Genomic DNA, 24,353 nt, shown 5'->3' on the forward strand with positions numbered 1-24,353 from the left:
TCGAGCGGACGGTCCCGTACCGGAAGCGTTAGGGTTGTGGATTGAGAGAAGGAACCGCGCTCATAGATGGAGCGCGGTTTTTAGTGTGCGGGTGTAACTTTCCTCACTCATGTTCAGAAGAGAGTATCGTTGCGGAGGACCGAGCGGAGAGCATTAGCGGCGGCCTCAAGGAGAGCCTCGTGGTGAAAATGGTCAGCCCCGAGAGCATTGAGAACGCGCGCGGCCTTACGAGCGAGGTCCGCCTGGTAATCGAGGAAATCGGAAGTCCCGAAGCGAAAAGCAGGAATGAGGTCAATCGCGCCCGCGCGAATCGCCGCCTCCCTGAGAGCGTCAAACGCCGGGGAATCAGCCGACAGCGTGAGGATGGTAGGCAGCGGAGGAAAAGCCGCATCGAGGGCCTCAAAGAAAGCCGAGAAATCAGAGCCAAAGGTGCGGACATCGATCAACAGCAACTGTGGGAGGGGCTCGCCCGCCGCCTCCAAAAGCCTGAGGGTATGTAGGATAGGCAGATCGTCAGCCTGCCAAAAAATCGAAACCCGATGGGCCATGAGGACCTCTCGCCAGAGCTGCCCTTGGAGGAGAGACGTTTGATGCATCAACACCGCACAAGGGCCGAGGGCATCGGGATGCGAATCTGGGGAGGCCACGAACTGCATCTCAAGGCGATTGCCAACGCGGATGAGGTCACCATCCTTGAGCTTAGTCGGCTGCGTCACGGGCTGAAAATTAATAAACGAGCCATTGCGACTGCCGAGGTCGACCCAAAAGAACTCATTAGAGAGCGCCAACTGGAGCAACATCGCGTGCTCGCGCGAAACCATGCGGTCCGGCAGAAAAATAGCGCAATCTTGAGCGCGCCCGACCGACCAAGTCCTGCGACCGACCAAAAGCATTTGATAGTGCCCCGTGGGCGTATGAATCAAAAGGCGCGGCAGCGCCGCCACCGAAAGCGCCGTAAAATCGTCACCCGCGAACTGCTGCTCCAAAAAGCGGAGCGCCTGCAGCGCCTCCATGGGTCTGGCGAACAAAAACCCCTGGCCGAACTGACAGCGGAGCGCGCGCAACTGAGCGACCTGAGCCGTCGACTCCACCCCTTCGGCGACCCCCCCGAGACCGAGATTGCGAGCGAGCGTCAGAATCGTGCGGACGATCTCCAAATTATCGGGAGAATCGACGCGAGCGACAAACGAGCGGTCGATCTTGAGAAAATCGACCGGCAAGCGGTCCAAATAACTGAGGGAAGAATAGCCCGTACCAAAATCGTCAATACAGAGCTGAACGCCGAGGGCCCTCACTTGGCTCAGTTGCGCGAGCACCGCCTCCGAATGTCGCACCAGCAACTCCTCGGTAATCTCAATTTTGAGCGCCCTAGGGTCGAGACCCGAGCGCGCGAGCGCGCCTTGGAGGACCGGCACCAACTCAGAATGGCAGAGCTCGGGACTCGAGAGATTGACGCTCACGAACACCGAGCGCGCCTGCGGGAAGCGTCGGTGCCAGAGCGCCATTTGCGCGCAAGCGGTGGCCAGGACCCAATGACCGATCGCAATGATGAGCCCCGCCTCCTGGGCCACCGGGAGAAACTCTCCCGGCGGGAGGAGCCCGCGCGTCGGGTGATGCCAATAGACAAAGGACTCAAAGCCAGCGACCTCGCCGGACTCGAGATTGACAATCGGCTGATAGAGCAAACAGAACTCCTGCAGCGCGATCGCGCGGCGGAGGTCATTTTCGAGCTGGAGGCGCGCCACCGCATAGATATGCATCCCCGGCTGAAAAATGGCATAGCACGCCTTTCCCATCGCCTTCGCCTGATAGAGAGCGATATCGGCATCGCGAATGAGATTTTCCGCCTCGACATAGCCCGGCGCGCTCATCGCAATCCCAATACTCGTCGTCGAACAAATCTCGTGTCCGTCGATTTGAAACAGCGCGCCCATATCGTCGAGAATGCGTTCGGCCACCTGGATCGCCGCTTGGGGTCCGTGGACCGCATCGATGAGCATCGTAAACTCATCCCCGCCAATGCGCGCCACCGTATCCCCCGGACGCACGCAGGCCTCCAAGCGCGTCGCCACCTGAGTCAAGAGCAAATCCCCCGCGCGATGGCCGAGACTGTCATTAATCACCTTAAAGCGGTCGAGGTCGAGAAACAGCACCGCAAACTGGTAATCGGCATCGCGCTGGAGCCGACGCACCGCCTGAGCGAGCCGGTCGAGAAACAGCAGTCGGTTAGGGAGGCCCGTGAGCTTGTCGTAAAAGGCATCGCGCTGGAGCTGCACCTGGGTCTGCTTGAGGGCAGAAATATCCGTAATCAGCCCCTCGATCGAACCCGCCGCCGAGAAATACCCCTGCTCGAGGAACCACCGCTGCGCCCCAGCGCGCGTGCGCACGCGATACTCCACCCCATACGCCTGCCGCGTCTCCAGCGCGCCATCGATATGGGCCAGCAGGTCCACCAAATCCTCGGGGTAAATCAGGTCGTTAAACGTCAGACCGCCCTCCGCCGGAGATAACAGCTCGCAGGCAGAATAATCCGTCAGCGCCAAACAGGCCTCAGACAAAAAATAGATCGAGCGGTCCGCATCGAGACATCGGCCAAACGCAATACCCGGAATGGCATTCAAGCGTAGAGCCGCTGGATTGTCATCGTAGGAGAGAAGCTCTCGCGTCAAAACTCAACCTTTAACCGCAGTGAAACAACCGAAAGCAAACCGAGCGCAGAACCAATCGAATCGCCCTTTCCAGCCTAGCGTCAAGAATAGCCAAAATCCCAAAAAAGCGCTAGCGACCCCAGACCCGCACAAAAATCGACCTCTGGCGCGCCGAGCGCGCGAACCGCGTCCCTTAAGATAAAGATCCCGCCCCCGAGCCCCCCGGCCCTGTCAGGGATACCCGCCCCCCACCCGATCGCCATGGTGCAGCCCCCCATCCCCGAACCCGATCGGCGCATCCGCCTCATCGCGCGCGCGCGAAGGCACGCCTTCGCGGCGCGCTACCTGGTGCTGACGCGCGCCGCGCTCGAAACCGAAACCATCCTGCTCGAGAGCGTCAGCGCTGGGCTGTTAGAACGAGCGCAGCAGCAATACGGCAGCCAAATCCAGCCCGATCTAGCGGCGATCGCCCCGGTCCTGCTCGAGAGTCTCGCCATCGGCTTCGCGCGCGATCGGGTGTGGGACGCGCTCGCGCGCGAAGTGTGGGTCAACGTTCTCGCGTGGAGCGTGCAAGACCTCGAACCCGCCATCGCCGAATCCACCATCGCATCCATCGCACGCGAACCCTACTGCGAAGCCATCTGGCAGAGCCTCTTCGCCCCAGAGACGCTGCCCCTGAGCGTCCTGGTGCGCCAACTCGAAGCATTCGTCGGCCCGGCCCTCGTCGCCCAGATCCTGCAAACCCCTCAAACGCTAGAACCTCTCCTGTTCGGCCTCCCCCTCGCCGGCCCCGCCGCGCTCGCCCTCCCCCCCCTCCGCGTTCCGCCCTGGTTCGCCCTCGCATCCTTCGACTTCCTCGCCGAGACCGCCCCCGCACCGCCCGCAGTCCCGCCGCGCGACCTGCCGCCGTTCCCTGCGATCGCCGAACCCTCGCCGGACCCACCCCTCGTCCTAGAGCACTACCTCACCCGGCCCAGCGAACTCTATCGGCTCCCGTGGGAACTGATCGCCCAAATCAAACAGCAGTGCGGCGTGCCGATGGTCCAACTGCTGTTCCTCCTCGTCGGCCACGCCATGCGCCAGCCGCACCCCGCCGCCAGTCCCTTTACCCTCACCCAGGGCGAGATCCTAGAACAGCTCGACTGGACCCCCGCCCCTGCCGCCCCCGCCCCTGCCGCCCCCGCCCCGCTCGAACTCGCATCCCCCGAACTCGCACTCTTATTGGAACGGCTCGCGAGCCTGAGGATTGCCACCCTTTGGATGACCGAACCCAGCGCCACCCGCGTCGAAGCGTATCGCACCAGCGGCCACCCCTGGGAGATCCTCCTCGAGAGCCAAGGCGACCTCGACTGGATCGCAGGCCGCATCGCTGCGCCCGCCGCGCTGACCCTCACCCTTCGACCCGGCCTGTGGCTGCCCCACCTGCTCCAACAAGGCGGTCACAGCGCCCGCAGCGCCTGGAAAGCCTTCGGTCGCTTTGCCCTGACCCTGCTGCAGCGCGATTGCTGCCGCGATTCATTTCTGATCGGCCTGCTGATTCCCCCGATCCTCAACGCGCCCCAACCCCATCCCGACGCGAGATTGCCCGTCTATACCGTCCGACACCTCCTCGAAGCCGCCCTGCCCGCCTCAGCCCTGCCGTCCCTCCCGCTCGACCCAACCCTGGCCCCCGCGCTGTTGAAGGCGTGGAATCGAGCCTTAGACGCATTGCTGAGCCTCGGTTGGTCGAACGGTCGCGCCAATGCGATGGTCGGCCCCGCCGACTTTTACATCGAGCCGTATCCGAGCTGGCTCAATCCGGGCAGTACGAGCCGCAAGCCCCCGGACTGGATCGAGCAGTGGTTCGCCCAGCCCTTGAGGCTGGTGCCGCCCACCGACCTTTTGGGACTGCCGCCCGACCCCGGAAAAAAGACCGCCGCCCCTTCGCGTCCCGCCCGCCGCCTGCGCTTCGATCGCCTCACGGGCGCGGAAATCCGCGCGGCCCGAAAAGCAAAACAGCTCACCCAATCCCAACTCGCCGACGCCCTGCACGTCCACCAAAGCCTGATCGCCAAAATCGAAGTCGGCCAGCGCGCCTTGAGCGAAGCCCTCGAGCGATCCCTGCGGCAAGTCTTAGACCTGTAATTGCGCCCAGCTCCGTCCCGCCGCAGTCCGAGGTCTGGATTTGGGCTGCAGCGCGGCGCGTCTGGCGATTCCCATTGCGATCGCCATCACCGCCAAATCGCCCAAAGATCGCGCTCCACCGCCCACCCCCATCACTGTGCGGCCCGAATTTTAGCGCAAAGATACATACATCGGAAGAGCGCCCAGTGCCCCTCAACCGAACGCCAAACCCTCACTTGTATCAAGGAAACCCACCATGAAAAAGATAATCGTCACCCTTCTGGCCCTTTCGACCCTCGGCGCGATCGCCTTCCCCTCCCACGCTCAGGACACGGGGAACTCCCAAACGGGCACCAACGTGAGCACCGTTGACGGCAACGGCAACCGCGTCCAGCAAAGCAACCGCCAAAGCATCGACACCGGACGGGGTCGTCGGGGCCGCGGCGACGAAGTCAACCTCCAAGACGCGCTCAACGACAGCGATGTCAAAGGGAACCGCAACAACGTCGACCAGCGCAACGACCAACGCATCCGCAGCCGTCGCTAACCCCTCCCGCCTCGAGCGAGCGTATTTCCTTATCGATGCCCATCCCCCTCCCCTCATCATCCACTGACCTATATAAAAGGAAACCCACCATGAAAAAGATAATCGTCACCCTTCTGGCCCTATCCACCCTCGGCGCGATCGCGATTCCGTCCCACGCTCAGGACACGGGGAACTCCCAAACAAGCACCAACGTGAGCACGATCGACGGCAACGGCAACCGAGTGAACCAAAGCAACCGCCAAAGCATCGACACCGGACGGGGTCGTCGGGGTCGCGGCGACGAAGTCAACCTTCAAGACGCGCTCAACGACAGCGATATCAAAGGAAATCGCAACAACGTCGACCAGCGCAACGACCAACGCATCCGCAGCCGTCGCTAGTCGCGACGCACCCTCGACCGTCTCGGTCAGTCTTTGAAATCAAAGAGAGAGTTGGGATTTTCGATATTCCTGTCTGGGTGAAACCCTAACTCTCTCCCGCACAATTGTTAGGAGACATACCCTCATGAAGCTTATCCCCCTATCCTTAATTTCGATCGGTTTGACGGGCACCGCCTTGCTTCCCTTTGCCCTGACCCCGCCCCAAGCGTCCGCCCAATGCATTCAATCCCACGCCGGCATCCAGCTCAAATTGGGCGAACCCGCCGCGCAAACCAACAACGTGAGACAGACCGGAGACGGTCCGTGCAGCGGAAACGTCCAGTCCAGCACCAGCGTGCAAGTGGATCGAAACCCAGGTCGAGGCAGAAGCCAGCATCAAGAAGTCGACCAACGTCTCGAAGGAGGCCGGGGCAACGGCACGGGCGTCAATGGCCCTACCGTTAGAAATAGCGTCGTCGTCGACGTCAACGTCAGAACGCCTAAAAAGTTCAAGCCCTAACCCGGCGTTAGCGCTCGAACCCTCGGCTCGAACCTCAATTTTCGGTGGAGTTCTTCAAAGATGAGTTTCAAACGACTGGCTATCTTGGGTGGGGTTGTCGCCCTCTGCACGGCCCCAATTCTTTCCCATACCTCTGCTTCGGTTCAGACGAACGTCAATACCGCCCGCGTCGATCGCGACGATGTCGCGATCCGCACGGCCAACGCGCAAGAGACCGAAAGCGGCGATCGCTTCCAAAGCCTGCGCGACCTTTTTCGCCGCGACTCAGACCGCGGCGAACGCGTGGCCCAATCCTACTCCGTTCAAGAATCCTCCTTCGAACTCGAACAGGCGGATCTGCGAGACCCCTACACCTTAACCGTGCGCCCCTCTGCCGATGCGAGGCAAGTGCGAGGCACCATCAAGCTCGATGGAAAGCCGTTAAAAACCCTAGGCAAAGGCGTCGTGAAAATCAACCTGTCCCCTTACCTGCGCAAAGGCCGCCAAAAACTTCAGATCGCTGGCAGCTATCGCCCCGTAGGAGCCTCCGTTGAGGTTACTTTAGAAGGCCCAGCAGCCGAAATCGCCCAAGAGATGGGCGGAAATGGCATCCTCAATCAAACGATTGCCATCGACGTCAAATAACATCTGCCAGAGGGGCATCGCGCCGCGCTCGGACCTGGAATCTTAACAAAACAGCAACACAAACCGTTTTTAAAACCGCATCCTGTATATTTCAAGAATGATGTGACGGTATTGTCAGGCAAGCTTTAGAATAAATCGTTTTGACGCGTCAGGCGGCGGCGATCTCGAATTTGTCTGGTGTCTGTCGGTGGAGGAGTGCCCCTAGGTTGAGGCTTGAAACGATACATGGGAATCGATCGCGTAAATCTGCCTGTTTTCAGTCTAAAAAAAGTAAGAACGATCGGATTGCAATCGGCGTTACTGTCCTGCGGTGCGGGGTTGCTGGTTTGCAGCCAAGGGCTGACCTTTGACGCTCGAGCGCAGGTCAATTCGACGAACGATTCTGCAATTGGGAATAATTCCAATCAAAATAACGTCAATCAAAACGCCAACCAAAATCAAAATATTGTCAACAATCCCGATCGGATCGTGTATCCGTTGGACGGCAATTTTTACACGCCCGTCAATACAGAAAACGACTTTGGCTTCAACTTCTCGGCGGGGGTGAATACCCTCGATTCCTCCAACGTCACGCTGTATGTGGGCGTGATTTTTCAGCCCGGTCGGACGGCAGATCACAAGGCCAGGATGAATCGCCTGCGCAAAGAAACTGAGATTCTAGAAGTGCAGAAGAAAACCCTAGAAGCGCGCTTGCTGTTGCTGGAGAAGCAAGTTAAAGATGCGGGACTTCAGCTCGAAAAGTCGAACGACCCCGTTCCCGACCCCGCCGCCGACCCCGCACCCCCGCCCAAGGCCCAGGGATTGTAACGATCGCACCTAGGTTAAAATACGCCAGACGATCGCGCCGAGGGCGACGATCGAGGCGAAGTAGGCCGTCGATCGCAGGGCTGGAATGCCGGCAATATAGGCCAGTCCGTGGATGACGCGCAACCCGAGCACCGCAATGGAGGCGATCGCCGTCACCCCATCGGTTTGCCCTGTCGCCTGAGCGATCAGAATCACCGTCGCGATCGTGGCGAGATTGTCGTGGTGATTGCGCTGAGCGCGATCGGCGCGTCCCACCCAGGGCTTGACCTCCGGCATCGTGTCGCGGTTTCCCATGCCCCAAGCCAAGGGAGATTCAGCGGCGCTGACGCGGGCGAGGGCCGGAATGTGGTTGAGGGGAATAGACCAGAGCGCCAAAGCCAACAAACAAAGCAAATCAGTGGACATAGCCCAACCCTAAACAATAGCTGCGCCCCTCATTATGCCTCCTCAGCCGCCCTCGACAGTAGACCTTGCACCTGTTGCTGGGCCAACAGAATGCGCGCCTTGACCGCCAACGTCCCTTCCTGCGATCGCCGTTCTTCCAACGCTTCCAAAACCTGCGCCAACGTCTGCACCCGTACCAGAGCGATGGCCAACGCGAGGGATTGGACTCCGGCGATCGCCGCGTAGCGCACCACCCATTCCGGGTCTTGGGCGCAACCGAGCAGCACCGCCAAACATCTTTGTTGGCCGTCCGCCTGTTGTTCCGGCGATAACCCCTCCCAGCGAATCGTTCCCAAACCACGCGCCGCCGCCCGCCGAACGCTGAGGGCAAAATCTGCGCTGGCGGCCTCCAATAGAATCTCTAAGCCTTTCGGGTCGCCAATGCCCGCCAGTGCGCGAATGGCCCAGGCTCTGGCCCCGTAGTTAAAATTATCCAGCAGGGAAAGGAGGGGCAACACAGCGGGTTCTCCAATGCGAATTAACCCATCCACCGCCGCCACAGCTGCCCCCGGATTGTTATAGCCCAGGGCAGTAATAAGCGGTTCCGTCGCTTCTGGGTTGCCCGTCTGCGCGAGCGCCTCGACTGCGCTTGCCAAGGCCGAGGCAGAACTGGCGGCTTCGATGGCCTGAAGCAGCGTCGGAATGGGAGTGACGGTGTTTAGGGGCATAAAAAAATTGATGCGATCGTTCAAGGCTTCGGGTGGTCTGAAGTGTTGTTCTTCCTCGCATGCATGTAGGTGCGGAGAATTGCGTTGATGCGGGTCTGATAGCCTTTACCCTGCCCCTTCAGCCAATCCAGCACGTCAGGATCGAGCCGGATCGTGATGGTGGGTTTGCGCTGGGGCGTGACGACTTTGGCGTTTTGCCAGAAATCTTCATCCGTCGGGATAATGTCAGGATCGGAGGCAATGGCGGCATGATTGTCAGCGTCGCTTATATGACGTAGCCTCTCCCAATCCGTTTCGGGTTTATTCGACAAGGCTTTTCCAGTAGGCACGTCGTTCATGAGGTTCTGCCCTCCATGCGGAGATGATGCGTCGTTCATCGGTTCTGTCGGTATAAATTACCGTGATTTCCAAGCCGTTGACCAGTCCAATGGCGTAAACGCGGGTTTCGCCGTAGTCGAAGCGGTCATCTTCCCGTTCAAGGGTCTGCCCATCAAAAATCCGTTTTGCATCTTCAAAGGCGATGCCGTGCCGTTCGAGGTTGCGGCGGTTTTTGTCGTTGTCCCAAGTGTATCGCATGTAAAGTATTTACACAAAGTAAATACACAATGCAAGTTATTGTTTTTTTCTGCCGCAGTGGAATGGGGCGGCACGAGGGCGGCTTTTGTTACCAGTCTCGATCGGCGCGTTGCGCATTTTTAGGTTGATTGAGCTGGCAGTGCGGAGTTTGAGAGGCTGACCTTCTATCAAGGGCGATCGCTTTGTCTGCTGTCTCAAATGTATGAGGTCGCCGCACCAGTCTGAAGGCAACCGAAGGGCGATCGCCTAGATTGATGATGGGCCAGCTTTGGAGCCTAAAATAATAGCATCAGGTGAAGGAGCCAGCGATGAGCATCATCATTCCCGACGACGTGCTAGCCAACATCCGTATGACCGAAGGCGAAATCAAACAAGAAATCGCCATTATGTTGTTTCAACAGGAAAAATTCACCCTAGCCCAAGCCAGTCGTTTTGCTCAGATGCACCGGGTTGCGTTTCAACATCTCCTCGCCAGCCGTCACATCCCCGTTCACTATGGTGTAGAAGACCTAGAACAAGATCTTAAAAACCTGCAAGTGCTGGGTAGACCTTGATTATTATTAGCGATACATCGCCGATTAATAACCTTGCGGCGATCGACCATCTCCATTTGTTGATGTATCAATGACCATTAGGCGGGTAAACCAGACTCATCGTATCCCAGGATTTCGTCTGGACTGCGGCGATCGTCGTCGGGCAAGCTTGCGCAGCGAAGTACAATTTCATTTAACCGCTGTCCCAAGGGGCTAAATCTGGGTAGATCGCGACTGGATTTGACCTGCGCTAATGCCTGCTCAACGGCCATCTTGACGGCATTGGTTAAATTCTGCCCAGTCAACTGTGCAAGTTCTTGGGCCATCGCGTGAACCTGAGCGTTTTTAATATTTATTCCCATGAATGATACCTTGGTAGAACTTAGGCTTTATTCTACCAATCTTCGATTTTTCCAATCTTGAGACTGCGGCGTTTCTATGGTCATTGCCAGATGTTGTCCTTACAAAACTGGGCGATCGCCTTTGTTCGGTGGTGCGGATCCCTTGAGTCTAAACCTTCGATACATGGAACTCTTTTGTTGAATGGATTATTTTTCTAAAGCAAATACAGGTATCGACGAAGTTGAAAATGACTGCTCGGTATTATCAATCTGCGAGTCATCTCCAGATTTTGATAGTTACTCTTTTGCGGATACGCATAGCAGCCTTTCAAGTTACTCTCGCTGATTTTTTAAATGTTGATTATTGAAGACCGTATGTGTTGCTAAAGTCTACATCAGTACAGTTTGCTCCATCAAAGTTTGCTTCTGTTAAGTTTGCTCCGTCAAAATTTACTTTTGTTAGATTTGTATCGCTCAGGTCTGCACCACTCAAATTTGCACCACTCAAATTTGCATCGCTTAGGTCTGCACTAGTAAAGGATGCACCAGTTAGCCTTGCACCAGTCAGCCTTGCACCAGTCAGCCTTGCACTACTCAAATTTGCTTCGTATAGGTCTGCGCCATTCAGATCTGCACCGCTTAAGTCTGCACCGCTCAAGTCTGCACCAATGAAGCTTGTCCCTTTCAGGTTTGCATGCATAAGATTTGCTGCTATTAGCTTTGCCTCGATTAGAGTTGCCCCACGAAGAGAAGATGAGGATAGGTTTGCTCTGCTCAAGTCTGCCTCAGTCAGATCTGAACCACGCAGGCTCGCCTTTGTCAGGTTTGCATCTGTCAGGTTTGCATCTGTCAAATTTGTTCCGCTCAGATAGGCTTCTCTCAGATCAGCTCCGGCTAGATTTACTTTTCCTAGATCAACTCCCTTAGTGGTGCAGAAAACTCAAAGGAGCTGAAAGCTTTAGAAGACAGTCACCTTGGCAAACTCAATGCGAGTGTTCATCGCATCTCGCTTCTTGAGAGAGGCATAAGCAGGTGGTGGATTACATCGTGGCAAATATCTCAAGGGTGGCAGCGGTAATCTTTGATAGCACAACTGATTAATCCGTCTTAGCCCGATTTGCAGAAAACTCAATCCCCTGTGAGCATGCCAATCAATGGACTTTAGTGCGCCTTGAGCGATCGTTTCAATGGCAACGCAAATGGCAATAATGGTCGCAGCCGCCAGTAACATCAGCAGTCGGCTTAAAGCATGGGCATCTCTGAGTTTAGAACGAGGCAGTTCAAAGGCGGCAGACTTGTAATCCTTGAAATGGGGTTCAATGCCACCAAAACGTTGACCATATAGCGCGAAGGTTTGCACAGAAGGCGATTTATCTGTAATCACAGCCCAAGCCTCCTGGGCGATGGATAATCGAGCGGTCGCCAAATGACAGTGGATATCTTCAAGAATCGTGACATCAGAAAATAGAAAAGCTTGTTCAGGCTCTGGCAGCAGGTCAGCAACCGACTCGGTTTGAGCATTAGACAACGTGACCTTCAAATCGGATTTAGCGCGAATTGCCCAAGACCATTGATGGCTCCGTAGCCAACGAATTAACTCACCATGCTCAAAGCCTCGGTCAGCCAATAGTGTGATTTGACAATCAGCGGGTAAGACCGTCTCAGCCACATCCAGCACTGAGCAATAGTCCGCAAAAGCGACCGTAGCACTGCCATGCTTGAGCACCTTTTGAGCCAAAGGGAAAGAGCGCCCTCCCCAGGTCAGACAGACCTCTATCAGGCAATACTCATCCCACAGCATGCTTGTATCCAGGGTCAATGTCGTCGCCATGCCCGCCCACGCTTGAAGAAATTGAAGCAGTAATGGAACATAGAATGTTTCTGAGGTGATCTTGGGATTATGAACGAAGTAGCTCAGTCGTTCCATGTGAGAGCGGGCTTTACAACGACGATGACTCAAATAAGTCAGCCAATGGCTTAAGCTGCCACTTTGGGCTTGGAGGATTGCAGCGATGTTTTCAGCAAACACAGTAAGGTGACGTTTATCTTTGGGTGTGACCCATTGACTCAGTTGAGTTTGCAGTTGACGATAGAGTTGAGGGGTTGACATAGGATTGCTCTGAGTTTGGGAACTTAAGCATCACATTGAATGCCCCTCTCTGTCACCTTTGACAGATTTGAATATTGCCTGCTGGTAAGGTCTTCATGACTTTTCTGCACCATCAAGGATCAACTCCACTTAAAAATGCACCGCGTAAATATGCACGTTCGCCCGTTTTTCCATCAGTCATTAGGTATTTTTTGTGTTGATTTAGAACAAATTTTAATTCATCAGGAGTATAGATTCTCATTTGTAAATCGCCAATATTGTATTAGGGATTCCTTTTGACTTAGTGGTGCAGAAAACTTTTTTCATTCTCATAATAAACAGTATGAACGATTAAAATAGAGGCTGAAATCCAATGTCATCGTTCAAATCTTGGGACTTTTCCGAGATTTTTATTTTGTCTATAATCCTTTATTTATAGGGATTTCGTTAGTTTTCTGCACTACTAAGCTTTAACCTCTTTGTTCTGAACTCTCAATAAATGGAACTTTTTTGTTGAACGTTGGCTATTTCATTGTGCCGTGTGGTTTTACATCACTAACCCAAGTATTTTTTTGATTTCAGGGTTGTAATCAGCACTTCGCCAATTTTTAGCTGACTTAATTTGCTGAATTGGATCCGGTAAAAATTCTATAACCCCGCTGAGGTTAGCACCTAAAATATCAGCTTCGCTAAGTGTAGTAGCAAAGAGGTTTACGCCTCTGAACTCAACTCTAGTAAGGTTAGCATTGCTAAGATCAGCGGCACTGAGGTCAGCACCGATTAGATTTGCACCGATAAGGTTAGCACTGCTGAGGTCAGCCCCTTGGAGGATTGATCCGCTAAGGTCAGCCCATCTGAGGTCAGATCCACTTAAGTTTGCACTACCAAGAATTGCATTCTTGAGGTTAGCTCGGATTAGGTCACTTCCAGAAATATTAATACCTACTAAAGGTACTCCATCCTTACATAAGTCTTCTAATGCTTGCTTTCGCGCATAACTTGTAGGGACGTTTGCTGCATTATCAATAACTTGCCAAGCCTCATAATGTTTTCGTGCTTTTCGGTCTGGAATCTCTTTGAAATATAGACTGACTGCTGCAACGACAGCGAACGACTCGGCGCTCTGAAGCAGTATACTCGCTCCGTCGCATACTAATTTGTTGTATTCAAATAAAAGTCCTGATGTGTTGCATTTTGATTTATGGTTATTGTCTTCATGAACAAAAAGAGACAAACACACAATCAGACCGACTACTGCACTAACAAAAATCCAGGTGGGAATAGACAAAAGAAGTTTTTCGATTTTATTGAAAGGTTGTTTGCGTCTCATTAGGTAAGTTAAACAACTATGTTTTCTCCGTAAGTCTAGATTATTGGCAATGTGTGATATTGGCAGCAAATCCTACATAAGCTGTTTAGCCTGGATTATTCCCCAATCGCCAGAACACAGATGGAACGGCACCCTCCAAAAACAGACTGTTTTTTAGGCAAATCGCCAGATTGTTTGGTTGGCATAGATTTCGAGGATTTTCCAAAATCGTCATGAATAATGCAGGTTAGGCCAAACTAGACAATAGCATTCAACGAAATGAGTTATTTTGTCGAGAGTGCTGAAAGACCCCCTATATAGCATCAGGCTTTGCGGCCTGTTGCTAGCGGCGAACTTTCGACAAAACGATAGGCGATAGAAAATACTTGGCGGGGCATGAGGTGGAACGGCAGCTCGCGGCGATCGCGGGGAATTGGGAAGAGAGAGGCGATCGCTTTCCGTTCAGATTGCGAATGCTTGTGGGCGATCGCTAGCGCTTTCAGAGCGACGATGTACCCAGAGTGCGCCACATTAAAGAGGCGTATCGACCGACGGCAGCTTTTGCGGCACCAGACAATAGCCCATCGCCTTCATAATAGAAATGACATTTCCAAGGCGTGGATTGCCATCCATAGATAAAGCCTTCTGTATCCCTTGTCTCGTCATACCCGTGCTTTGCGCTATATCGCTGATACCCCGCACGCGCGCAATAACGCGCAATGCCGCCAGTAAAGCTCCGGTATCGTTATCTTCTGCAAAATCTTGAAAAATTTCCGTTAGATAATCGTCGATCTCGTCAGGATGGTCGCGAAAATACCCCTCCGCGAACTCATCGAGGGTTCTAAGCTTTCTCACGGTTTTTATACTCCTTCCAATAGACTTTAGCGGCCTCAATATCCCGACTTTGACTATCCTTGTCGCCACCGCAAAGAACAACGACCATGTTTCCAGCCTCTTCGCCAAAATACACTCGATATCCAGGGCCAAAGAATATGCGTAACTCGGAAAGCCCATCGCCTATCGGTTTAACATCTCCGTAATTCCCTTGCTGAACCCGAAATAGACGGCTAATAATTCGCCGTTTGCCTTGTTGGTCGCGCAGGTTGTCCATCCACGCCTGAAACGGTTCATTTCCGTCTTCATCCGCGTAAAAAACAACCTGTTTAGGATTTACGCCCTGAGTCAAAGTCCGTCCTTACCTCGTTGCCTAGTATAGCCAACTATAGTAGGCAGACACATCGAACGCAACAGGATGAACTGGGCAAAGACGTGCGATCGCCACAGTTAAGGGGAGTTGGGAAGAGGGAGGCGATCGCCCTTCCTTTACGTACTCATCGCAACCTGTTGAAAAGGCTCCCCTCTTGATGCTGAGAAATCTGGATAATGACCTTTCGATCCAGCTTTCTTAAAAAGCTAAATAGCCTGCCTTCGGAGAATAAATGATACTTTCCCTGCATCAGATTAGAGACCTCTGGCTGCTTGATCTCCAGTAAAGTCGCGATATCCTGCTGTTTGAGACCCCGCTCCTTCAAAATTTGCCGCACCGAATAGCCAAGCTGAGTGCGAGTCAAGAGTTCATCCGCATCCTCAAGATTCATATCGGCAAAAACATTGCCGCTGCTTTCAACATAGTCATGGGTAGATGTATCGCTCACGATCGTGCCTACAAGACTCAAGAAACGGACATCGTGGATGGGTGTAATCAGAGCTTAGCGGTTAGGACAGGTCGTCTGCGCGATCGCCCAGCTCAAAGCAGCCCATCCATTAACTGCATCACCTGAATCGCCTCCTCAGACAGCATCAAAGGCTCTGTCCCTTCAATCTGATGCTCTAAAATCCCCTTCAGCGAAATCAGTTTCAAGCTGTTTTCCGCCAAGGTTTGGGCTACGGGTTGCGCCGCCTTGAGATAGCCGATCGCCCCAATATCCGCCAACGCCGCCCGTCGGAGCTGAAGCTTATCGCCCCCAAGCGCCGCAACCAGGCGATCGCCATAGCTGACATCCCCCGTCAACTGATACATTGCCCGCGCCGCCGCATACTGCACTAACTCCATGGAATGTTCTAGAAACGGTTCCACAACGGCGATGGCCGATCTCTCCCCCAACGTCCCCAGCGCTTCCAACACCGCATCGTAGGGTTGGGCCAAATGGGGGCAATTTGGAATCGGCTGCGCTGCCGCCACCCCGCCATCGAGCAGCGCGATGAGTTTCGAACTGCAAGCGCGATCGCCCAGCGCGCCCAGAGACTGCGCCGCCGCCTCCCGCACATAGTAATCAGAACAGGCCAAACACTCTATCAACGCCGGCACCGCCCGCCCATCCCCCAACTTGCCCAACGCCCGTGCCGAATTGCGTCGGAGCGGATAGCCGCCCTCCGGCGTGCGATCGGATTCATCTAGCAGGGTTGCCACCAGCGCATCTACCGCCTCCTGTGTCCGAACGCGAAAACGGCCCAACCACCAAGCTGCATAATAGCGATCGCCGGAGTCCGTGCCCTTGAGATTGGCGATCGCCTGCTCTGTCGTGAGGGGCCGATCGGTCGGGGCGATCGCGTCTTGAAAATCTTCGGATGGATCTAACGTTGTCATGCGTTCAACCTAGGGCACCGTCTGTTGCAAAATCAAGGGTCTAAATCTGCCCGGCGATTTCCCGGGCAAAAAAAGAGTGCTGCTCTTATATAAAGGAGCAGCACTCTTAAATTAGTTCAAAGACTAACGCTAAACAATTGCCATAGCCTTAGCTAAGGGTATTGATTGCGTAGTCGATGTAGGAATTGGCTTCAGTGGCAGAGTCGCCGCTAAGACCGTGGTTGGCTTTGATATACTTCAGCGCTTCCACATACCAGCTGGGAGACAGTTCGAAGGTGCTGTTGATTTCAGCCAAACCAGCGACGAGGTAGTCATCCATGGGACCCGTACCGCCTGCAACCAAGCAATAGGTGATCATGCGCAGGTAGTAACCGATGTCGCGAGCGCACTTTGCCTTACCCGTAGGGGTAGAAGCATAGTTGTTGCCTTGCATTTGGGTGGTGTACGGGAATTTTTGGTAAACCGCGTTTGCCGCACCTTCGGCCAAAGAAGAAGCCTTAGCAGATAGCGCTTTAGCAGCTTGAAGGCTAGGAGCAGCTTGACGGAAGCGACCAAACGCAACTTGGAGTTCGGTGCTGCTGAGGAAACGACCTTGAGAATCGGCAGCGGAAACGGCTTCGGTTAATGGAGTTTTCATTGGATTGCGATCTCCCGTGTGGGTATACAAAAATGGTTTAATTCGTCAAAGGTTCGCATCAATTGAGACCAGATACGAACGGAGGCCATTTAGCCAACAGCGCTAGCAGCGCGGTCGAAGTAGGTTGCAACTTCAGCCATCAGCGCGCTGCAGTCCCCTTGGGTAATGCCAGCTCTGTCGTTGGCAATGGCGATCGCCGCTTCCTTCATTTTGCCGACGCCAGTCGCGACCGAAGCGCCGGGTACGCCCAACGCCAAGTAGGTTTCGCGCAGGCCGTTGAGGCAGCGGTCATCCAATACGCTGGCATCGCCCGTGAAGATGGCGTAGGTGACGTAGCGCAGAATGATTTCCATATCGCGCAGGCAAGCAGCCATGCGACGGTTGGTATAAGCGTTGCCGCCAGGCGAAATCAGTTGAGGCTGCTCTGCAAACAAAGAACGCGCTGCGTTCGCAACGATGGTCGAAGAGTTGCCCGTGATGCGGTTGACGGTATCGATGCGCTTGTTGCTGTCTGCAACCATTGCAGCCAGAGCGTCGAGCTGAGAATCGCTGATGTACTCACCCCGAGCGTCAGCCTGGGCTACAACCTTGGCAAATGCGTCTAGCATGTCTTGAGTCTCCTATTGGCTTGGATGATGATGAGTCTAAATTCAGACGCGTTAATATTAATCTGACGATTAATGTCTGACGGCCCGAACTAAGCGGCACGAACAAAACGGTGTTGAATCTCGGAATCTAAAACCCGCGAATCCCCGGAGGAATTGTTAAATTCTGTAAAGAATCAAACAAATCTAAACCTATGTGTTAAAGCCTCAATGTCTTGAGGGGCGGGAGTTTCAGATTGGCGCGAACCGCTGTTACGTCCCTTATGAATCACTTTATACATTTTGGGGGAGAGAATCCCATTTCAATTGTCAAAATCTGTCATTTTTTAACAAAACGCAATAATCCTGTCATAAAAGTCATGGGGTCGAGCGGATCCAAAAGTCGCGGATTGCTTTGTGGGCGAGGAAAGCCTGCGATCGGCGCCGGTTTACGCGGATAACGGAAAGGTGGCGGCAATGGTCCATCCGAAAAACAGCGCGCTGGCGATCGCGTAGCTCCAGGGATTTCGAACTCGAGCGCCTGTATAGGACAAGAGGGCCAGCACAATTGGAATAATGGGAACGATGAGGGCTAAAAAGCCGAGCTGCGGTACCAGAACGATCGTGATGCTCAGCCCTCCCGCGAGGGCGACGCTTTGAGCCAGCCAGCCCAGAATCTGCTGGGTTCGGGTTGCGTCGATCTGTAGAATGCCTGAAGCTAAGAACCAAGGAAAGCAAGCAAAGGCTAGTACTGGCCAAAGTTTTAGACGCGCTGGGATGAGCCACCACTGCAACCAAGTCTCCTGGGCCATTGCGCCAAAGGCAAGCCAAAGTAGGCCAAACAGTAACACGCCTAACCCTAGGGATTTAAGGGAGGGACGCGGAAAACGAGAGAGTACGCCGCACCAAGTTAAACCCGCTACAAACATCCAAAGCCCCAGCGCTCCGCCTACGAGTAGCCCTCCAATGCTTGCGAGCGATGTTTGCCAGCTGATAAAAAAGATGATTCCGGCAGCACTCAAAGGTGCGATTCCGAGGCCCACCCAACTTCGCCCAGGGCGATGCTGGATAGGGAGATGGGAGCGGACTTGTTGCAGCCATGGCGATAGGGCGCTCAATAACAGGATCCAGCTCAGCAGATGGAGTCCGTACCAGACCATGCGTCGATCTCTAAAACTAGAGGTTGAGGTTTGTTCAAAGGCGGCGTCGAACCAATCGAGAGCAGCTTGATGACTGCGATCGCTAAACAGAATCAGAATGTGTTCGACATGGGGAATAATGACCTGCGATCGCCCCTTCCCTTCCTTCAGATTGGCGTTTGGCCCGCCTGCATCCTGTAAAAGCTGGGCAGATTGCTGCACAAACGGTCCTTCCCATTCCCCAGCTTGGAGCTGAAGATTGCGCGGTGCACTGGGCGTTAGCGGCGCATGGATTGGGGAGACCGCGACGACTGCCGCTATTGACGATCCTTCCTCCGCTCCAGCGGTCATGACTGCGCCGCTGCCCATGGAGTGACCTAGTAACCCAATCCGATTGGGATCGACTTCGGGTTGCGCCTTGAGTGCGGTTAAGGCCGTATTGAGATCTTGCTGAAGACGATCTTGGTCTAGTGGTGCTGTATTTGCCCCATGACCGTGAAAATCGAGCAGTAAGACGCTATAGCCGTTGTGGGCCAATGTATACCCATACCCCAGCATGAGTTGTTTAGACCCTGCAATGCCATGGGCCACGACAATGCCGGGTTGAGGTTTGGCTCCCTTCGAGGTCATAAACAGCATCGGTACGCTGTTGTGAGGAATAGCGCGCACCTCTAACCCTGCGCTGAGATTGGCTAGCCCGAACCAGGCGATCGCCATGAGCGCAAAGGCTAAAACGAATCCAAAAGCTCGCTTGCTCAAGATCGATACCTCCTCTCCCCTGCTGACAAACCGACAATTCTACCTAACCCGTTGGCTCCAAGGAGCGGCGATCGCCGATTCCGATTGGCTTAAAGGGTAGAAATGTTATAACTGAATGTTATAACCATCGATTATTCCATTGTCTGTCAGTGCCATGGCTCGCAAAACCTATAAAGCGTCTTGGGCGAAGATTGGAAACTCTTCAGGGTATCGTCTGAGCGGTAGCTTTTTTAAGGAAAACCCTCAGTTTGCCGAAGTCGGGGGTACCGTTCAGGTGATTGACGCCGACACCCTCTTGATCCGCAGAGCGACCCAACCGCAGCAAGAACAAGATGAAGACGAGTTAATGTTGAGTCTTTTCTTGGATTTTTTGATGCGGCAGTCGTTAGCGAATCCTTCAGAGATTGAAGTCTATACCGAAGCGATGGCTGCTGAAGACGACGAGCTGATCGCTGGGGTCGAGCTTGATGCTCGTTAACGGTTGGCGGATCTACTTTGTAAAACGCCTTTTTGGGCAACAGCGCCGAGATTTGCAGGCAGAAGTGCGCCAGCTCAAGCGCAGCCTAACGCCGGAGAATTATCTCAGGCATCCATCGGTCAAGCTTTATGCCGCCATCATGACGGCGATCAAAGAGAAAATCCCGCTCGATCCTTATGCCTCACATTTTGCGCTCACCGGATCGCTCAAAAAGTACGGTCGCGTTAAGAAAATGGGCTTGCCAGAACGGTATCGCCTGTTTTTTCGGGTGCTGAAGACGCCAGAGCAGAATGCGATTTTTATTCTCTGGCTGGGATATCCGCGTAAAGAGGGCGATAAAAAGGATTGCTACGCTGCCTTTAGCCGCATGGTCAACCGAGGCGATTTTCCAGAAACATTGGATGAGCTGCTGTTGCTGAGCGCAGACGATTAAGCGCTTTGGGTATGGCTCCATGCAAATAAGCCCTCAAGAACCCGCTACAGTAATGACAGCCTATGCGTCGTTTTCCTGCTGCATTGTTCTAAATTTTTAATCCGATTAAATCTTGTTATGGCGAAGCCTACCCAACGTCCCTCAAGTCCGAACTTCTCCTCCGGTCCCTGTGCCAAACGACCGGGCTGGAGCGTCGAGGTCCTCAGCAACGCGCTCCTCGGTCGCTCCCATCGTTCGCGTGCGGGCCGCGATCGCCTCAAAGAAGTCATCACCCGCTCCAAAGCCATCTTGGGCATTCCCGACTCCTACCTGTGCGGCATCGTGCCCGCCTCCGATACGGGTGCCGTCGAACTGGCCCTGTGGTCCTTGTTGGGAGAGCGCGGCGTGGATATGGTGGCCTGGGAAAGCTTTGGTTCGAGCTGGGTCACGGACGTGCAGAAACAGCTCAAACTCAGCGACTGCCGTACCTTCAAGGCCGACTACGGCGTTTTGCCCGACTTTGGGCAAGTGGACTGCGATCGCGATGTGGTCTTCACCTGGAACGGCACCACTTCCGGCGTCAAGGTCCCCAATGCCGACTGGATACCGGATGAGCGCCAGGGGTTGACCATCGCCGATGCCACCTCGGCAGTGTTTGCCATGGAGATGCCCTGGTCCAAACTGGATGTGGTCACCTGGTCTTGGCAGAAAGTGATGGGCGGCGAAGCGGCCCACGGGATGCTGGTGTTAAGCCCCCGCGCCGTGGAGCGGCTGGAGCGCTATACCCCCGCATGGCCCCTGCCTAAAATCTTCCGCATTACCAAAGGCGGCAAGGTTGACAAAGCCATTTTTGAAGGCGATACCATCAACACCCCCTCCATGCTCTGCGTCGAAGATGCCTTAGATGGGCTCAAATGGGCCGAATCCATTGGCGGGTTGTCGGCGCTGCTGGGGCGATCGCGCTCTAATCTTAAGGCGATCGAAGATTGGGCCGATCGGACGGATTGGGTGGACTTTCTGGCCGTCGAGCCGATGACCCGCTCCAATACTTCCGTGTGTCTCAAGGTGGTGGATCCTTGGTTTGTGGCGTTAACCGTAGAGGAACAGGCTAAGGTCATTAAAAAAATGGTGGGACTGCTCGAAACAGAACAGGTTGCCTACGATATTGCCTCTTATCGGGATGCGCCATCGGGTCTTCGGATTTGGGGCGGTGCGACGGTCGAGCTAGAGGATATCGAAGCTTTGCTGCCTTGGTTGGATTGGGCTTACCACGAGGTCAAAGGTTAGGGATAGGGAAGGCGATCGCCTGAAGTAGAAGCCCTGCTAAGTCAGAAGTTTTGGGGACACTAGGCGATCTCCCTACCGCTAGCAATCCAGCGAGATTTGAGAAGCTGTGGCGGTAGGGTGGATGTCTAATTTTTCTGGAATTGGCAATCATTGACAATTATTGACAATTTCGTTATGAATAGACGTAGTTCGCAATAGGGGCATCCTATGACGCTCAATATCAATCTGACCCCGCAATTGGAAGACATGGTGCGCCAAAAAGTAGCGGGCGGTCTTTACAACAGCGCTAGCGAGGTTGTGCGCGAAGCCTTGCGGCTGATGGAGGCGCAAGACCGTTTGCAAGCAATCAAGCTCGAACAGTTAAGACAAGATATCCGCGATGGGATCGAAAGCGGCGATCCGACGCCGTGGAATGCGGATGAGATTAAGCAAGAAGGACGCAAACGCAGAGCTGGACGGCTGAGCGGTAGTGTTACAGGTGCGTAAATGCCTTTGATTGTCAAACTTGCTCGTGCAAAGGCCGATCTTGCTGAAATTTGGGATTATATTGCCGATGACAGTGAAGCCCAGGCTGATGCTTTCATTGACACGATAGATCGAAAACTGCGTCTTCTGGCAGAGCAGCCCAATATTGGGCGTGTGCGTAATGAACTGGCGGCAAATATGAGGAGCTTTCCGCTGGGTCGTTATGTAATTTTCTATTGCGTTATACCCAGCGGCATTGAGGTTGTTCGGGTGCTGCATGGTGGGCGTGACTTAGAGGCGATCTTTCACCCTGACGATTAACATCTATTCCAGTGCCAACTAGGCGATCGCCCAGGGTTGGAGCGATGACCAATCTTTGTAGATTACGGGAACATCTTAGACAAGCGCAGGTGCAGCAGCAGCGATCACCACGAATAGGAGGCTTTGGTCGGTGAGCTACCTTTGTTCAGAACAATGAGAACCTGGAGATAACTACAAGGAGGCTTAGTTTTAGCAACGGACAAAAAATGGCTGCTAAGGCTAAAAAGGTTGTGAGTTAAGGTTTTCAGGGAGTATCTGTTTAAGATGGTTGATTAAATCTTAAGCTCATTCATATCAATACTTGTAAGGCTTTAAAATTCTTTTAGATTTTACGACTCTTCTAGGACTGCTATAGTATTCAAAACAATATTGATAATCTAGAGTTTTAGCCTCCATAACCGCATTGTTTTATCCCAACTGCCGCTTACTAATAAGGACTCAATAGGCGATATATCAAGGCTATAAACGCCATTTTTATGACCTTGAAATGTAAGTTGAGGCTCAAAATTCTTCAAATTCCATACGATTATTGTTTGATCATCTGCCCCACTAATCAGATACTTTCCATCTGGGGTAAATTTAACTTGCCAAATAGCAGCTTTGTGATGTGTTAAGCAAGCAAGGCATTCTCCGTCTTCGACGCGCCAAATAAAAATAGATTGATCCCAACCTCCAGTGGCTAAAATTTTCCCATCAGGACTAAACTTAACGGTAAATATTCCACTTTTATGACCATTAATAATCTTGGTATTTTTGCCAGTTTCTATATCCCAAAGTCTAATTGTTTTATCATCAGAAGCACTTGCTAGAATTGGATTGAAAGGATGAATATCCATTGACCATACGGAACCTTGATGTTCGTTCAAAGTCCGTATCATTGCACCGCTTGAGATATTCAAAAATAATATGCTTTGATCCCAACTCCCACAAGCTAAAGTGTCGTTATCTATAAATACCAAACTGAATATGCCATGTTTTTGAATACGGGTAATTTCTTTTACTAATGTGCCTGTTTTTGGGTTCCAAATTTTAATAAATGTATCCTCACCTGCGCTTGCAATAAGATGACCTGCTGGACTAAAATCAACAGCACGTATTTCAGCATCATGCGCTTTAAATTTAAAGCGCTGAATGTAGTTTTTCCCAGCATCATATGTTTTCCAGATTTGAAGTGTATTGTCATCACTGCCTACGGCAATGAAAGACCCATTTGAACTAAATCTTATTGAGCGAACAGTCGCGTTAAAATCTCGATTGAGAATACCTCCAACTTCATCGATAGTGAGTTCAACACACCTACGAAAAAGAGATCCTAAAATCTCCTGGTTTTTAAGGCTTACAACTGAATATTCATGAAAAAGAACGTCGCATTCTTCTAAAATATCTTGAGAGTTCTTTGAGTCTAAACTTTCGATAATACTATCTAAATTTGTTGTGTCAGTTTTATTGAATTCTTGGGAAATATCTAATTCTATATGATTTAATAAATCTATTTTCGAAGTTTTTGGTAAGTTGCTGCTATTGATAAAGATCCACAGTATATAGTCGCGTACGTTGTCATTGCTAGGTTTTATGTCAGAAACATGAGCTAATAAATCTTCAATATTGTCTTTGGAAAGAGCTTCTGTCAAGTCACTAAGTCTGTCAAAATCTAAAGTAACTTCATCTTCCATCTTTTCTAGAAGTTCTATTAGACTTATTTGACCATCGTCTGCCAATGCTTTTTCTACTCCATCGCATATAATTGAATGAGTTGAAGTATTGGGATTGTTGCTGTGAATAATATTTTCTAATAAAATTACAATCTGTTTGCCGATAGTTGAACGAAGTGTTTGGTTAGTTATGCCAGGTTTGAGAGCGATCTCTGATCCTAGGACATTTGCTAAAAATTCTGTGTCTATTTGTCCAAGTTTTTCTAAAGTCTGTAGTAAAAATTCGCTTGCTTTTCGAGTGTTGGATAGGCTTCTCAAGTCAGACAATGAAACTGAAATTTTTATGGGGATAAATTTAATGCGTTTTGTTATATAAATATTTTTAGATGCCATTTTGGAAATACTCTCGATTTTGAGAACGTTTAGTTTTAGTAAATAATTATTTATATAGGTGTCTGATCGTG

33 protein-coding genes and 1 pseudogene are annotated in these 24,353 nt (G+C 52.7%); 13 read left to right on the top strand and 21 right to left on the bottom strand.

Features of this window, described 5'->3' with window-relative positions; translation table 11 throughout:
• Positions 1 to 113: 113 nt before the first annotated feature.
• Entirely contained in the window at positions 114 to 2,669 is a 2,556-nt protein-coding gene (locus R6H26_RS11370; protein ID WP_404790559.1) for an EAL domain-containing protein, read from the bottom strand.
• A 320-nt stretch (positions 2,670 to 2,989) separates the two neighbouring features.
• Positions 2,990 to 3,262 carry a hypothetical protein gene (locus tag R6H26_RS11375; protein WP_404790560.1) on the bottom strand — a complete coding sequence of 91 codons (273 nt, stop codon included), beginning with the start codon at positions 3,260 to 3,262 and terminating at the stop codon, positions 2,990 to 2,992.
• Positions 3,263 to 3,722: 460 nt separating this feature from the next.
• Between R6H26_RS11375 and R6H26_RS11380 the strand changes: the two genes are divergently transcribed.
• Entirely contained in the window at positions 3,723 to 4,772 is a 1,050-nt protein-coding gene (locus R6H26_RS11380) for a multiprotein-bridging factor 1 family protein (protein WP_404790561.1), read from the top strand.
• On the opposite strand, the gene R6H26_RS11385 is transcribed toward R6H26_RS11380, so the two are convergent.
• Complete coding sequence (locus R6H26_RS11385; RefSeq protein WP_404790562.1) at positions 4,761 to 4,904, bottom strand: hypothetical protein; 144 nt, start codon at positions 4,902 to 4,904, stop codon at positions 4,761 to 4,763. The genes R6H26_RS11380 and R6H26_RS11385 overlap by 12 nt on opposite strands.
• Positions 4,905 to 5,007: 103 nt before the next feature.
• Between R6H26_RS11385 and R6H26_RS11390 the strand changes: the two genes are divergently transcribed.
• The 5 genes from R6H26_RS11390 (at position 5,008) to R6H26_RS11410 (ending at position 7,608) form a co-directional block, all read left to right on the top strand.
• Positions 5,008 to 5,298, top strand: a complete 291-nt coding sequence (locus R6H26_RS11390; protein ID WP_404790563.1) for a hypothetical protein — start codon at positions 5,008 to 5,010, stop codon at positions 5,296 to 5,298.
• Positions 5,299 to 5,387: 89 nt separating this feature from the next.
• The gene (locus R6H26_RS11395; protein WP_404790564.1) at positions 5,388 to 5,678 is read left to right on the top strand and encodes a hypothetical protein; all 291 of its coding nucleotides are present in this window, start codon (positions 5,388 to 5,390) and stop codon (positions 5,676 to 5,678) included.
• Positions 5,679 to 5,802: 124 nt separating this feature from the next.
• Positions 5,803 to 6,177: a hypothetical protein gene (locus tag R6H26_RS11400; protein ID WP_404790565.1), complete on the top strand. Its 375-nt coding sequence runs from the start codon at positions 5,803 to 5,805 to the stop codon at positions 6,175 to 6,177.
• Between the two features lie 60 nt (positions 6,178 to 6,237).
• Positions 6,238 to 6,801, top strand: a complete 564-nt coding sequence (locus R6H26_RS11405; RefSeq protein ID WP_404790566.1) for a hypothetical protein — start codon at positions 6,238 to 6,240, stop codon at positions 6,799 to 6,801.
• A 225-nt stretch (positions 6,802 to 7,026) separates the two neighbouring features.
• Positions 7,027 to 7,608 carry a hypothetical protein gene (locus R6H26_RS11410; RefSeq protein WP_404790567.1) on the top strand — a complete coding sequence of 194 codons (582 nt, stop codon included), beginning with the start codon at positions 7,027 to 7,029 and terminating at the stop codon, positions 7,606 to 7,608.
• A 9-nt stretch (positions 7,609 to 7,617) separates the two neighbouring features.
• Here the strand turns inward: R6H26_RS11410 and R6H26_RS11415 are convergent, their stop codons facing one another.
• From R6H26_RS11415 to R6H26_RS11430, 4 genes are read right to left on the bottom strand one after another with little or no spacing between them, the layout of a single operon-like run.
• Positions 7,618 to 8,013 carry an MAPEG family protein gene (locus R6H26_RS11415; RefSeq protein ID WP_404790568.1) on the bottom strand — a complete coding sequence of 132 codons (396 nt, stop codon included), beginning with the start codon at positions 8,011 to 8,013 and terminating at the stop codon, positions 7,618 to 7,620.
• Between the two features lie 32 nt (positions 8,014 to 8,045).
• On the bottom strand, positions 8,046 to 8,720 hold the full coding sequence (locus tag R6H26_RS11420; protein WP_404791294.1) for a HEAT repeat domain-containing protein: 675 nt from the start codon (positions 8,718 to 8,720) through the stop codon (positions 8,046 to 8,048).
• Between the two features lie 20 nt (positions 8,721 to 8,740).
• On the bottom strand, positions 8,741 to 9,058 hold the full coding sequence (locus R6H26_RS11425) for a BrnA antitoxin family protein (RefSeq protein WP_404790569.1): 318 nt from the start codon (positions 9,056 to 9,058) through the stop codon (positions 8,741 to 8,743).
• The gene (locus tag R6H26_RS11430; protein WP_404790570.1) at positions 9,021 to 9,296 is read right to left on the bottom strand and encodes a BrnT family toxin; all 276 of its coding nucleotides are present in this window, start codon (positions 9,294 to 9,296) and stop codon (positions 9,021 to 9,023) included. The genes R6H26_RS11425 and R6H26_RS11430 overlap by 38 nt, the downstream gene beginning before the upstream one ends.
• 308 nt (positions 9,297 to 9,604) lie before the next feature.
• Between R6H26_RS11430 and R6H26_RS11435 the strand changes: the two genes are divergently transcribed.
• Positions 9,605 to 9,850 carry a UPF0175 family protein gene (locus tag R6H26_RS11435; protein WP_404790571.1) on the top strand — a complete coding sequence of 82 codons (246 nt, stop codon included), beginning with the start codon at positions 9,605 to 9,607 and terminating at the stop codon, positions 9,848 to 9,850.
• A 77-nt stretch (positions 9,851 to 9,927) separates the two neighbouring features.
• Here R6H26_RS11435 and R6H26_RS11440 read toward each other — a convergent pair whose 3' ends face one another.
• From R6H26_RS11440 to R6H26_RS11500, 13 genes and pseudogenes are all read right to left on the bottom strand, one after another.
• Positions 9,928 to 10,191 carry a type II toxin-antitoxin system VapB family antitoxin gene (locus R6H26_RS11440; protein ID WP_404790572.1) on the bottom strand — a complete coding sequence of 88 codons (264 nt, stop codon included), beginning with the start codon at positions 10,189 to 10,191 and terminating at the stop codon, positions 9,928 to 9,930.
• 340 nt (positions 10,192 to 10,531) lie between these two features.
• Positions 10,532 to 10,900, bottom strand: coding sequence for a pentapeptide repeat-containing protein (locus R6H26_RS11445; RefSeq protein ID WP_404791296.1), 369 nt, complete (start codon positions 10,898 to 10,900; stop codon positions 10,532 to 10,534).
• A pseudogene (locus tag R6H26_RS11450) lies at positions 10,898 to 11,074 on the bottom strand (pentapeptide repeat-containing protein); the annotation flags it as partial. The gene R6H26_RS11445 and the pseudogene R6H26_RS11450, both read right to left, overlap by 3 nt.
• Before the next feature lie 54 nt (positions 11,075 to 11,128).
• Positions 11,129 to 12,280: a transposase gene (locus R6H26_RS11455; protein ID WP_404790573.1), complete on the bottom strand. Its 1,152-nt coding sequence runs from the start codon at positions 12,278 to 12,280 to the stop codon at positions 11,129 to 11,131.
• A gap of 526 nt (positions 12,281 to 12,806) precedes the next feature.
• Complete coding sequence (locus tag R6H26_RS11460) at positions 12,807 to 13,589, bottom strand: pentapeptide repeat-containing protein (RefSeq protein WP_404790574.1); 783 nt, start codon at positions 13,587 to 13,589, stop codon at positions 12,807 to 12,809.
• Between the two features lie 302 nt (positions 13,590 to 13,891).
• The gene (locus R6H26_RS11465; RefSeq protein ID WP_404790575.1) at positions 13,892 to 14,098 is read right to left on the bottom strand and encodes a hypothetical protein; all 207 of its coding nucleotides are present in this window, start codon (positions 14,096 to 14,098) and stop codon (positions 13,892 to 13,894) included.
• 1 nt (position 14,099) lies between these two features.
• Positions 14,100 to 14,423, bottom strand: a complete 324-nt coding sequence (locus R6H26_RS11470; RefSeq protein WP_404790576.1) for an addiction module antidote protein — start codon at positions 14,421 to 14,423, stop codon at positions 14,100 to 14,102.
• A complete protein-coding gene (locus R6H26_RS11475) occupies positions 14,410 to 14,754 on the bottom strand; it encodes a type II toxin-antitoxin system RelE/ParE family toxin (protein ID WP_404790577.1) in 345 nt (114 codons plus the stop codon). Before R6H26_RS11475 ends, R6H26_RS11470 begins: the two co-directional genes overlap by 14 nt.
• Before the next feature lie 145 nt (positions 14,755 to 14,899).
• Positions 14,900 to 15,223, bottom strand: coding sequence for a helix-turn-helix domain-containing protein (locus R6H26_RS11480; protein WP_404790578.1), 324 nt, complete (start codon positions 15,221 to 15,223; stop codon positions 14,900 to 14,902).
• Positions 15,224 to 15,315: 92 nt separating this feature from the next.
• Positions 15,316 to 16,155 carry a HEAT repeat domain-containing protein gene (locus R6H26_RS11485; RefSeq protein ID WP_404790579.1) on the bottom strand — a complete coding sequence of 280 codons (840 nt, stop codon included), beginning with the start codon at positions 16,153 to 16,155 and terminating at the stop codon, positions 15,316 to 15,318.
• Between the two features lie 148 nt (positions 16,156 to 16,303).
• Positions 16,304 to 16,792, bottom strand: a complete 489-nt coding sequence (gene cpcA / locus R6H26_RS11490; RefSeq protein ID WP_404790580.1) for a phycocyanin subunit alpha — start codon at positions 16,790 to 16,792, stop codon at positions 16,304 to 16,306.
• Positions 16,793 to 16,881: 89 nt separating this feature from the next.
• Positions 16,882 to 17,400 carry a phycocyanin subunit beta gene (locus R6H26_RS11495; protein ID WP_404790581.1) on the bottom strand — a complete coding sequence of 173 codons (519 nt, stop codon included), beginning with the start codon at positions 17,398 to 17,400 and terminating at the stop codon, positions 16,882 to 16,884.
• A gap of 425 nt (positions 17,401 to 17,825) precedes the next feature.
• Positions 17,826 to 19,232 (bottom strand): alpha/beta hydrolase, encoded by a 1,407-nt coding sequence (locus tag R6H26_RS11500; RefSeq protein ID WP_404790582.1) that lies wholly within the window; start codon positions 19,230 to 19,232, stop codon positions 17,826 to 17,828.
• Between R6H26_RS11500 and R6H26_RS11505 the strand changes: the two genes are divergently transcribed.
• From R6H26_RS11505 to R6H26_RS11530, 6 genes are all read left to right on the top strand, one after another.
• A complete protein-coding gene (locus tag R6H26_RS11505) occupies positions 19,231 to 19,374 on the top strand; it encodes a hypothetical protein (RefSeq protein ID WP_404790583.1) in 144 nt (47 codons plus the stop codon). The two genes, R6H26_RS11500 and R6H26_RS11505, sit on opposite strands and share 2 nt — an antisense overlap.
• Positions 19,375 to 19,428: 54 nt before the next feature.
• Positions 19,429 to 19,752, top strand: coding sequence for a hypothetical protein (locus tag R6H26_RS11510; protein WP_404790584.1), 324 nt, complete (start codon positions 19,429 to 19,431; stop codon positions 19,750 to 19,752).
• On the top strand, positions 19,742 to 20,185 hold the full coding sequence (locus R6H26_RS11515) for a type II toxin-antitoxin system YhaV family toxin (RefSeq protein ID WP_404790585.1): 444 nt from the start codon (positions 19,742 to 19,744) through the stop codon (positions 20,183 to 20,185). The genes R6H26_RS11510 and R6H26_RS11515 overlap by 11 nt, the downstream gene beginning before the upstream one ends.
• Positions 20,186 to 20,302: 117 nt before the next feature.
• Positions 20,303 to 21,451, top strand: a complete 1,149-nt coding sequence (locus R6H26_RS11520) for a phosphoserine transaminase (RefSeq protein WP_404790586.1) — start codon at positions 20,303 to 20,305, stop codon at positions 21,449 to 21,451.
• A gap of 207 nt (positions 21,452 to 21,658) precedes the next feature.
• Complete coding sequence (locus R6H26_RS11525; protein ID WP_404790587.1) at positions 21,659 to 21,937, top strand: type II toxin-antitoxin system ParD family antitoxin; 279 nt, start codon at positions 21,659 to 21,661, stop codon at positions 21,935 to 21,937.
• On the top strand, positions 21,938 to 22,237 hold the full coding sequence (locus tag R6H26_RS11530; RefSeq protein ID WP_404790588.1) for a type II toxin-antitoxin system RelE/ParE family toxin: 300 nt from the start codon (positions 21,938 to 21,940) through the stop codon (positions 22,235 to 22,237). It begins immediately after the preceding gene.
• 377 nt (positions 22,238 to 22,614) lie between these two features.
• Here R6H26_RS11530 and R6H26_RS11535 read toward each other — a convergent pair whose 3' ends face one another.
• On the bottom strand, positions 22,615 to 24,282 hold the full coding sequence (locus R6H26_RS11535; protein WP_404790589.1) for an alpha/beta hydrolase: 1,668 nt from the start codon (positions 24,280 to 24,282) through the stop codon (positions 22,615 to 22,617).
• Between the last annotated feature and the right edge of the window lie 71 nt (positions 24,283 to 24,353).

The sequence above is a fragment of the Altericista sp. CCNU0014 genome (assembly GCF_044923475.1).
In the GTDB taxonomy this organism is placed as follows: domain Bacteria; phylum Cyanobacteriota; class Cyanobacteriia; order Thermosynechococcales; family Thermosynechococcaceae; genus JAAURS01.

Excerpts from the sequence above, each read along its gene's own strand:
- R6H26_RS11385 (WP_404790562.1), bottom strand. The coding sequence starts at position 4,904 with ATGGGGGTGGGCGGTGGAGCGCGATCTTTGGGCGATTTGGCGGTGATG.
- R6H26_RS11395 (WP_404790564.1), top strand. The coding sequence starts at position 5,388 with ATGAAAAAGATAATCGTCACCCTTCTGGCCCTATCCACCCTCGGCGCG.
- R6H26_RS11535 (WP_404790589.1), bottom strand. The coding sequence starts at position 24,282 with ATGGCATCTAAAAATATTTATATAACAAAACGCATTAAATTTATCCCC.
- R6H26_RS11375 (WP_404790560.1), bottom strand. The coding sequence starts at position 3,262 with ATGGATGCGATGGTGGATTCGGCGATGGCGGGTTCGAGGTCTTGCACG.
- R6H26_RS11415 (WP_404790568.1), bottom strand. The coding sequence starts at position 8,013 with ATGTCCACTGATTTGCTTTGTTTGTTGGCTTTGGCGCTCTGGTCTATT.
- R6H26_RS11520 (WP_404790586.1), top strand. The coding sequence starts at position 20,303 with ATGGCGAAGCCTACCCAACGTCCCTCAAGTCCGAACTTCTCCTCCGGT.
- R6H26_RS11530 (WP_404790588.1), top strand. The coding sequence starts at position 21,938 with ATGCCTTTGATTGTCAAACTTGCTCGTGCAAAGGCCGATCTTGCTGAA.
- R6H26_RS11410 (WP_404790567.1), top strand. The coding sequence starts at position 7,027 with ATGGGAATCGATCGCGTAAATCTGCCTGTTTTCAGTCTAAAAAAAGTA.
- R6H26_RS11515 (WP_404790585.1), top strand. The coding sequence starts at position 19,742 with ATGCTCGTTAACGGTTGGCGGATCTACTTTGTAAAACGCCTTTTTGGG.
- R6H26_RS11505 (WP_404790583.1), top strand. The coding sequence starts at position 19,231 with ATGAGCGCAAAGGCTAAAACGAATCCAAAAGCTCGCTTGCTCAAGATC.
- R6H26_RS11420 (WP_404791294.1), bottom strand. The coding sequence starts at position 8,720 with ATGCCCCTAAACACCGTCACTCCCATTCCGACGCTGCTTCAGGCCATC.
- R6H26_RS11500 (WP_404790582.1), bottom strand. The coding sequence starts at position 19,232 with ATGGCGATCGCCTGGTTCGGGCTAGCCAATCTCAGCGCAGGGTTAGAG.
- R6H26_RS11390 (WP_404790563.1), top strand. The coding sequence starts at position 5,008 with ATGAAAAAGATAATCGTCACCCTTCTGGCCCTTTCGACCCTCGGCGCG.
- R6H26_RS11435 (WP_404790571.1), top strand. The coding sequence starts at position 9,605 with ATGAGCATCATCATTCCCGACGACGTGCTAGCCAACATCCGTATGACC.
- R6H26_RS11425 (WP_404790569.1), bottom strand. The coding sequence starts at position 9,058 with ATGAACGACGTGCCTACTGGAAAAGCCTTGTCGAATAAACCCGAAACG.
- cpcA (WP_404790580.1), bottom strand. The coding sequence starts at position 16,792 with ATGAAAACTCCATTAACCGAAGCCGTTTCCGCTGCCGATTCTCAAGGT.
- R6H26_RS11405 (WP_404790566.1), top strand. The coding sequence starts at position 6,238 with ATGAGTTTCAAACGACTGGCTATCTTGGGTGGGGTTGTCGCCCTCTGC.
- R6H26_RS11430 (WP_404790570.1), bottom strand. The coding sequence starts at position 9,296 with ATGCGATACACTTGGGACAACGACAAAAACCGCCGCAACCTCGAACGG.
- R6H26_RS11485 (WP_404790579.1), bottom strand. The coding sequence starts at position 16,155 with ATGACAACGTTAGATCCATCCGAAGATTTTCAAGACGCGATCGCCCCG.
- R6H26_RS11455 (WP_404790573.1), bottom strand. The coding sequence starts at position 12,280 with ATGTCAACCCCTCAACTCTATCGTCAACTGCAAACTCAACTGAGTCAA.
- R6H26_RS11460 (WP_404790574.1), bottom strand. The coding sequence starts at position 13,589 with ATGAGACGCAAACAACCTTTCAATAAAATCGAAAAACTTCTTTTGTCT.
- R6H26_RS11525 (WP_404790587.1), top strand. The coding sequence starts at position 21,659 with ATGACGCTCAATATCAATCTGACCCCGCAATTGGAAGACATGGTGCGC.
- R6H26_RS11400 (WP_404790565.1), top strand. The coding sequence starts at position 5,803 with ATGAAGCTTATCCCCCTATCCTTAATTTCGATCGGTTTGACGGGCACC.
- R6H26_RS11440 (WP_404790572.1), bottom strand. The coding sequence starts at position 10,191 with ATGGGAATAAATATTAAAAACGCTCAGGTTCACGCGATGGCCCAAGAA.
- R6H26_RS11495 (WP_404790581.1), bottom strand. The coding sequence starts at position 17,400 with ATGCTAGACGCATTTGCCAAGGTTGTAGCCCAGGCTGACGCTCGGGGT.
- R6H26_RS11380 (WP_404790561.1), top strand. The coding sequence starts at position 3,723 with ATGCGCCAGCCGCACCCCGCCGCCAGTCCCTTTACCCTCACCCAGGGC.
- R6H26_RS11510 (WP_404790584.1), top strand. The coding sequence starts at position 19,429 with ATGGCTCGCAAAACCTATAAAGCGTCTTGGGCGAAGATTGGAAACTCT.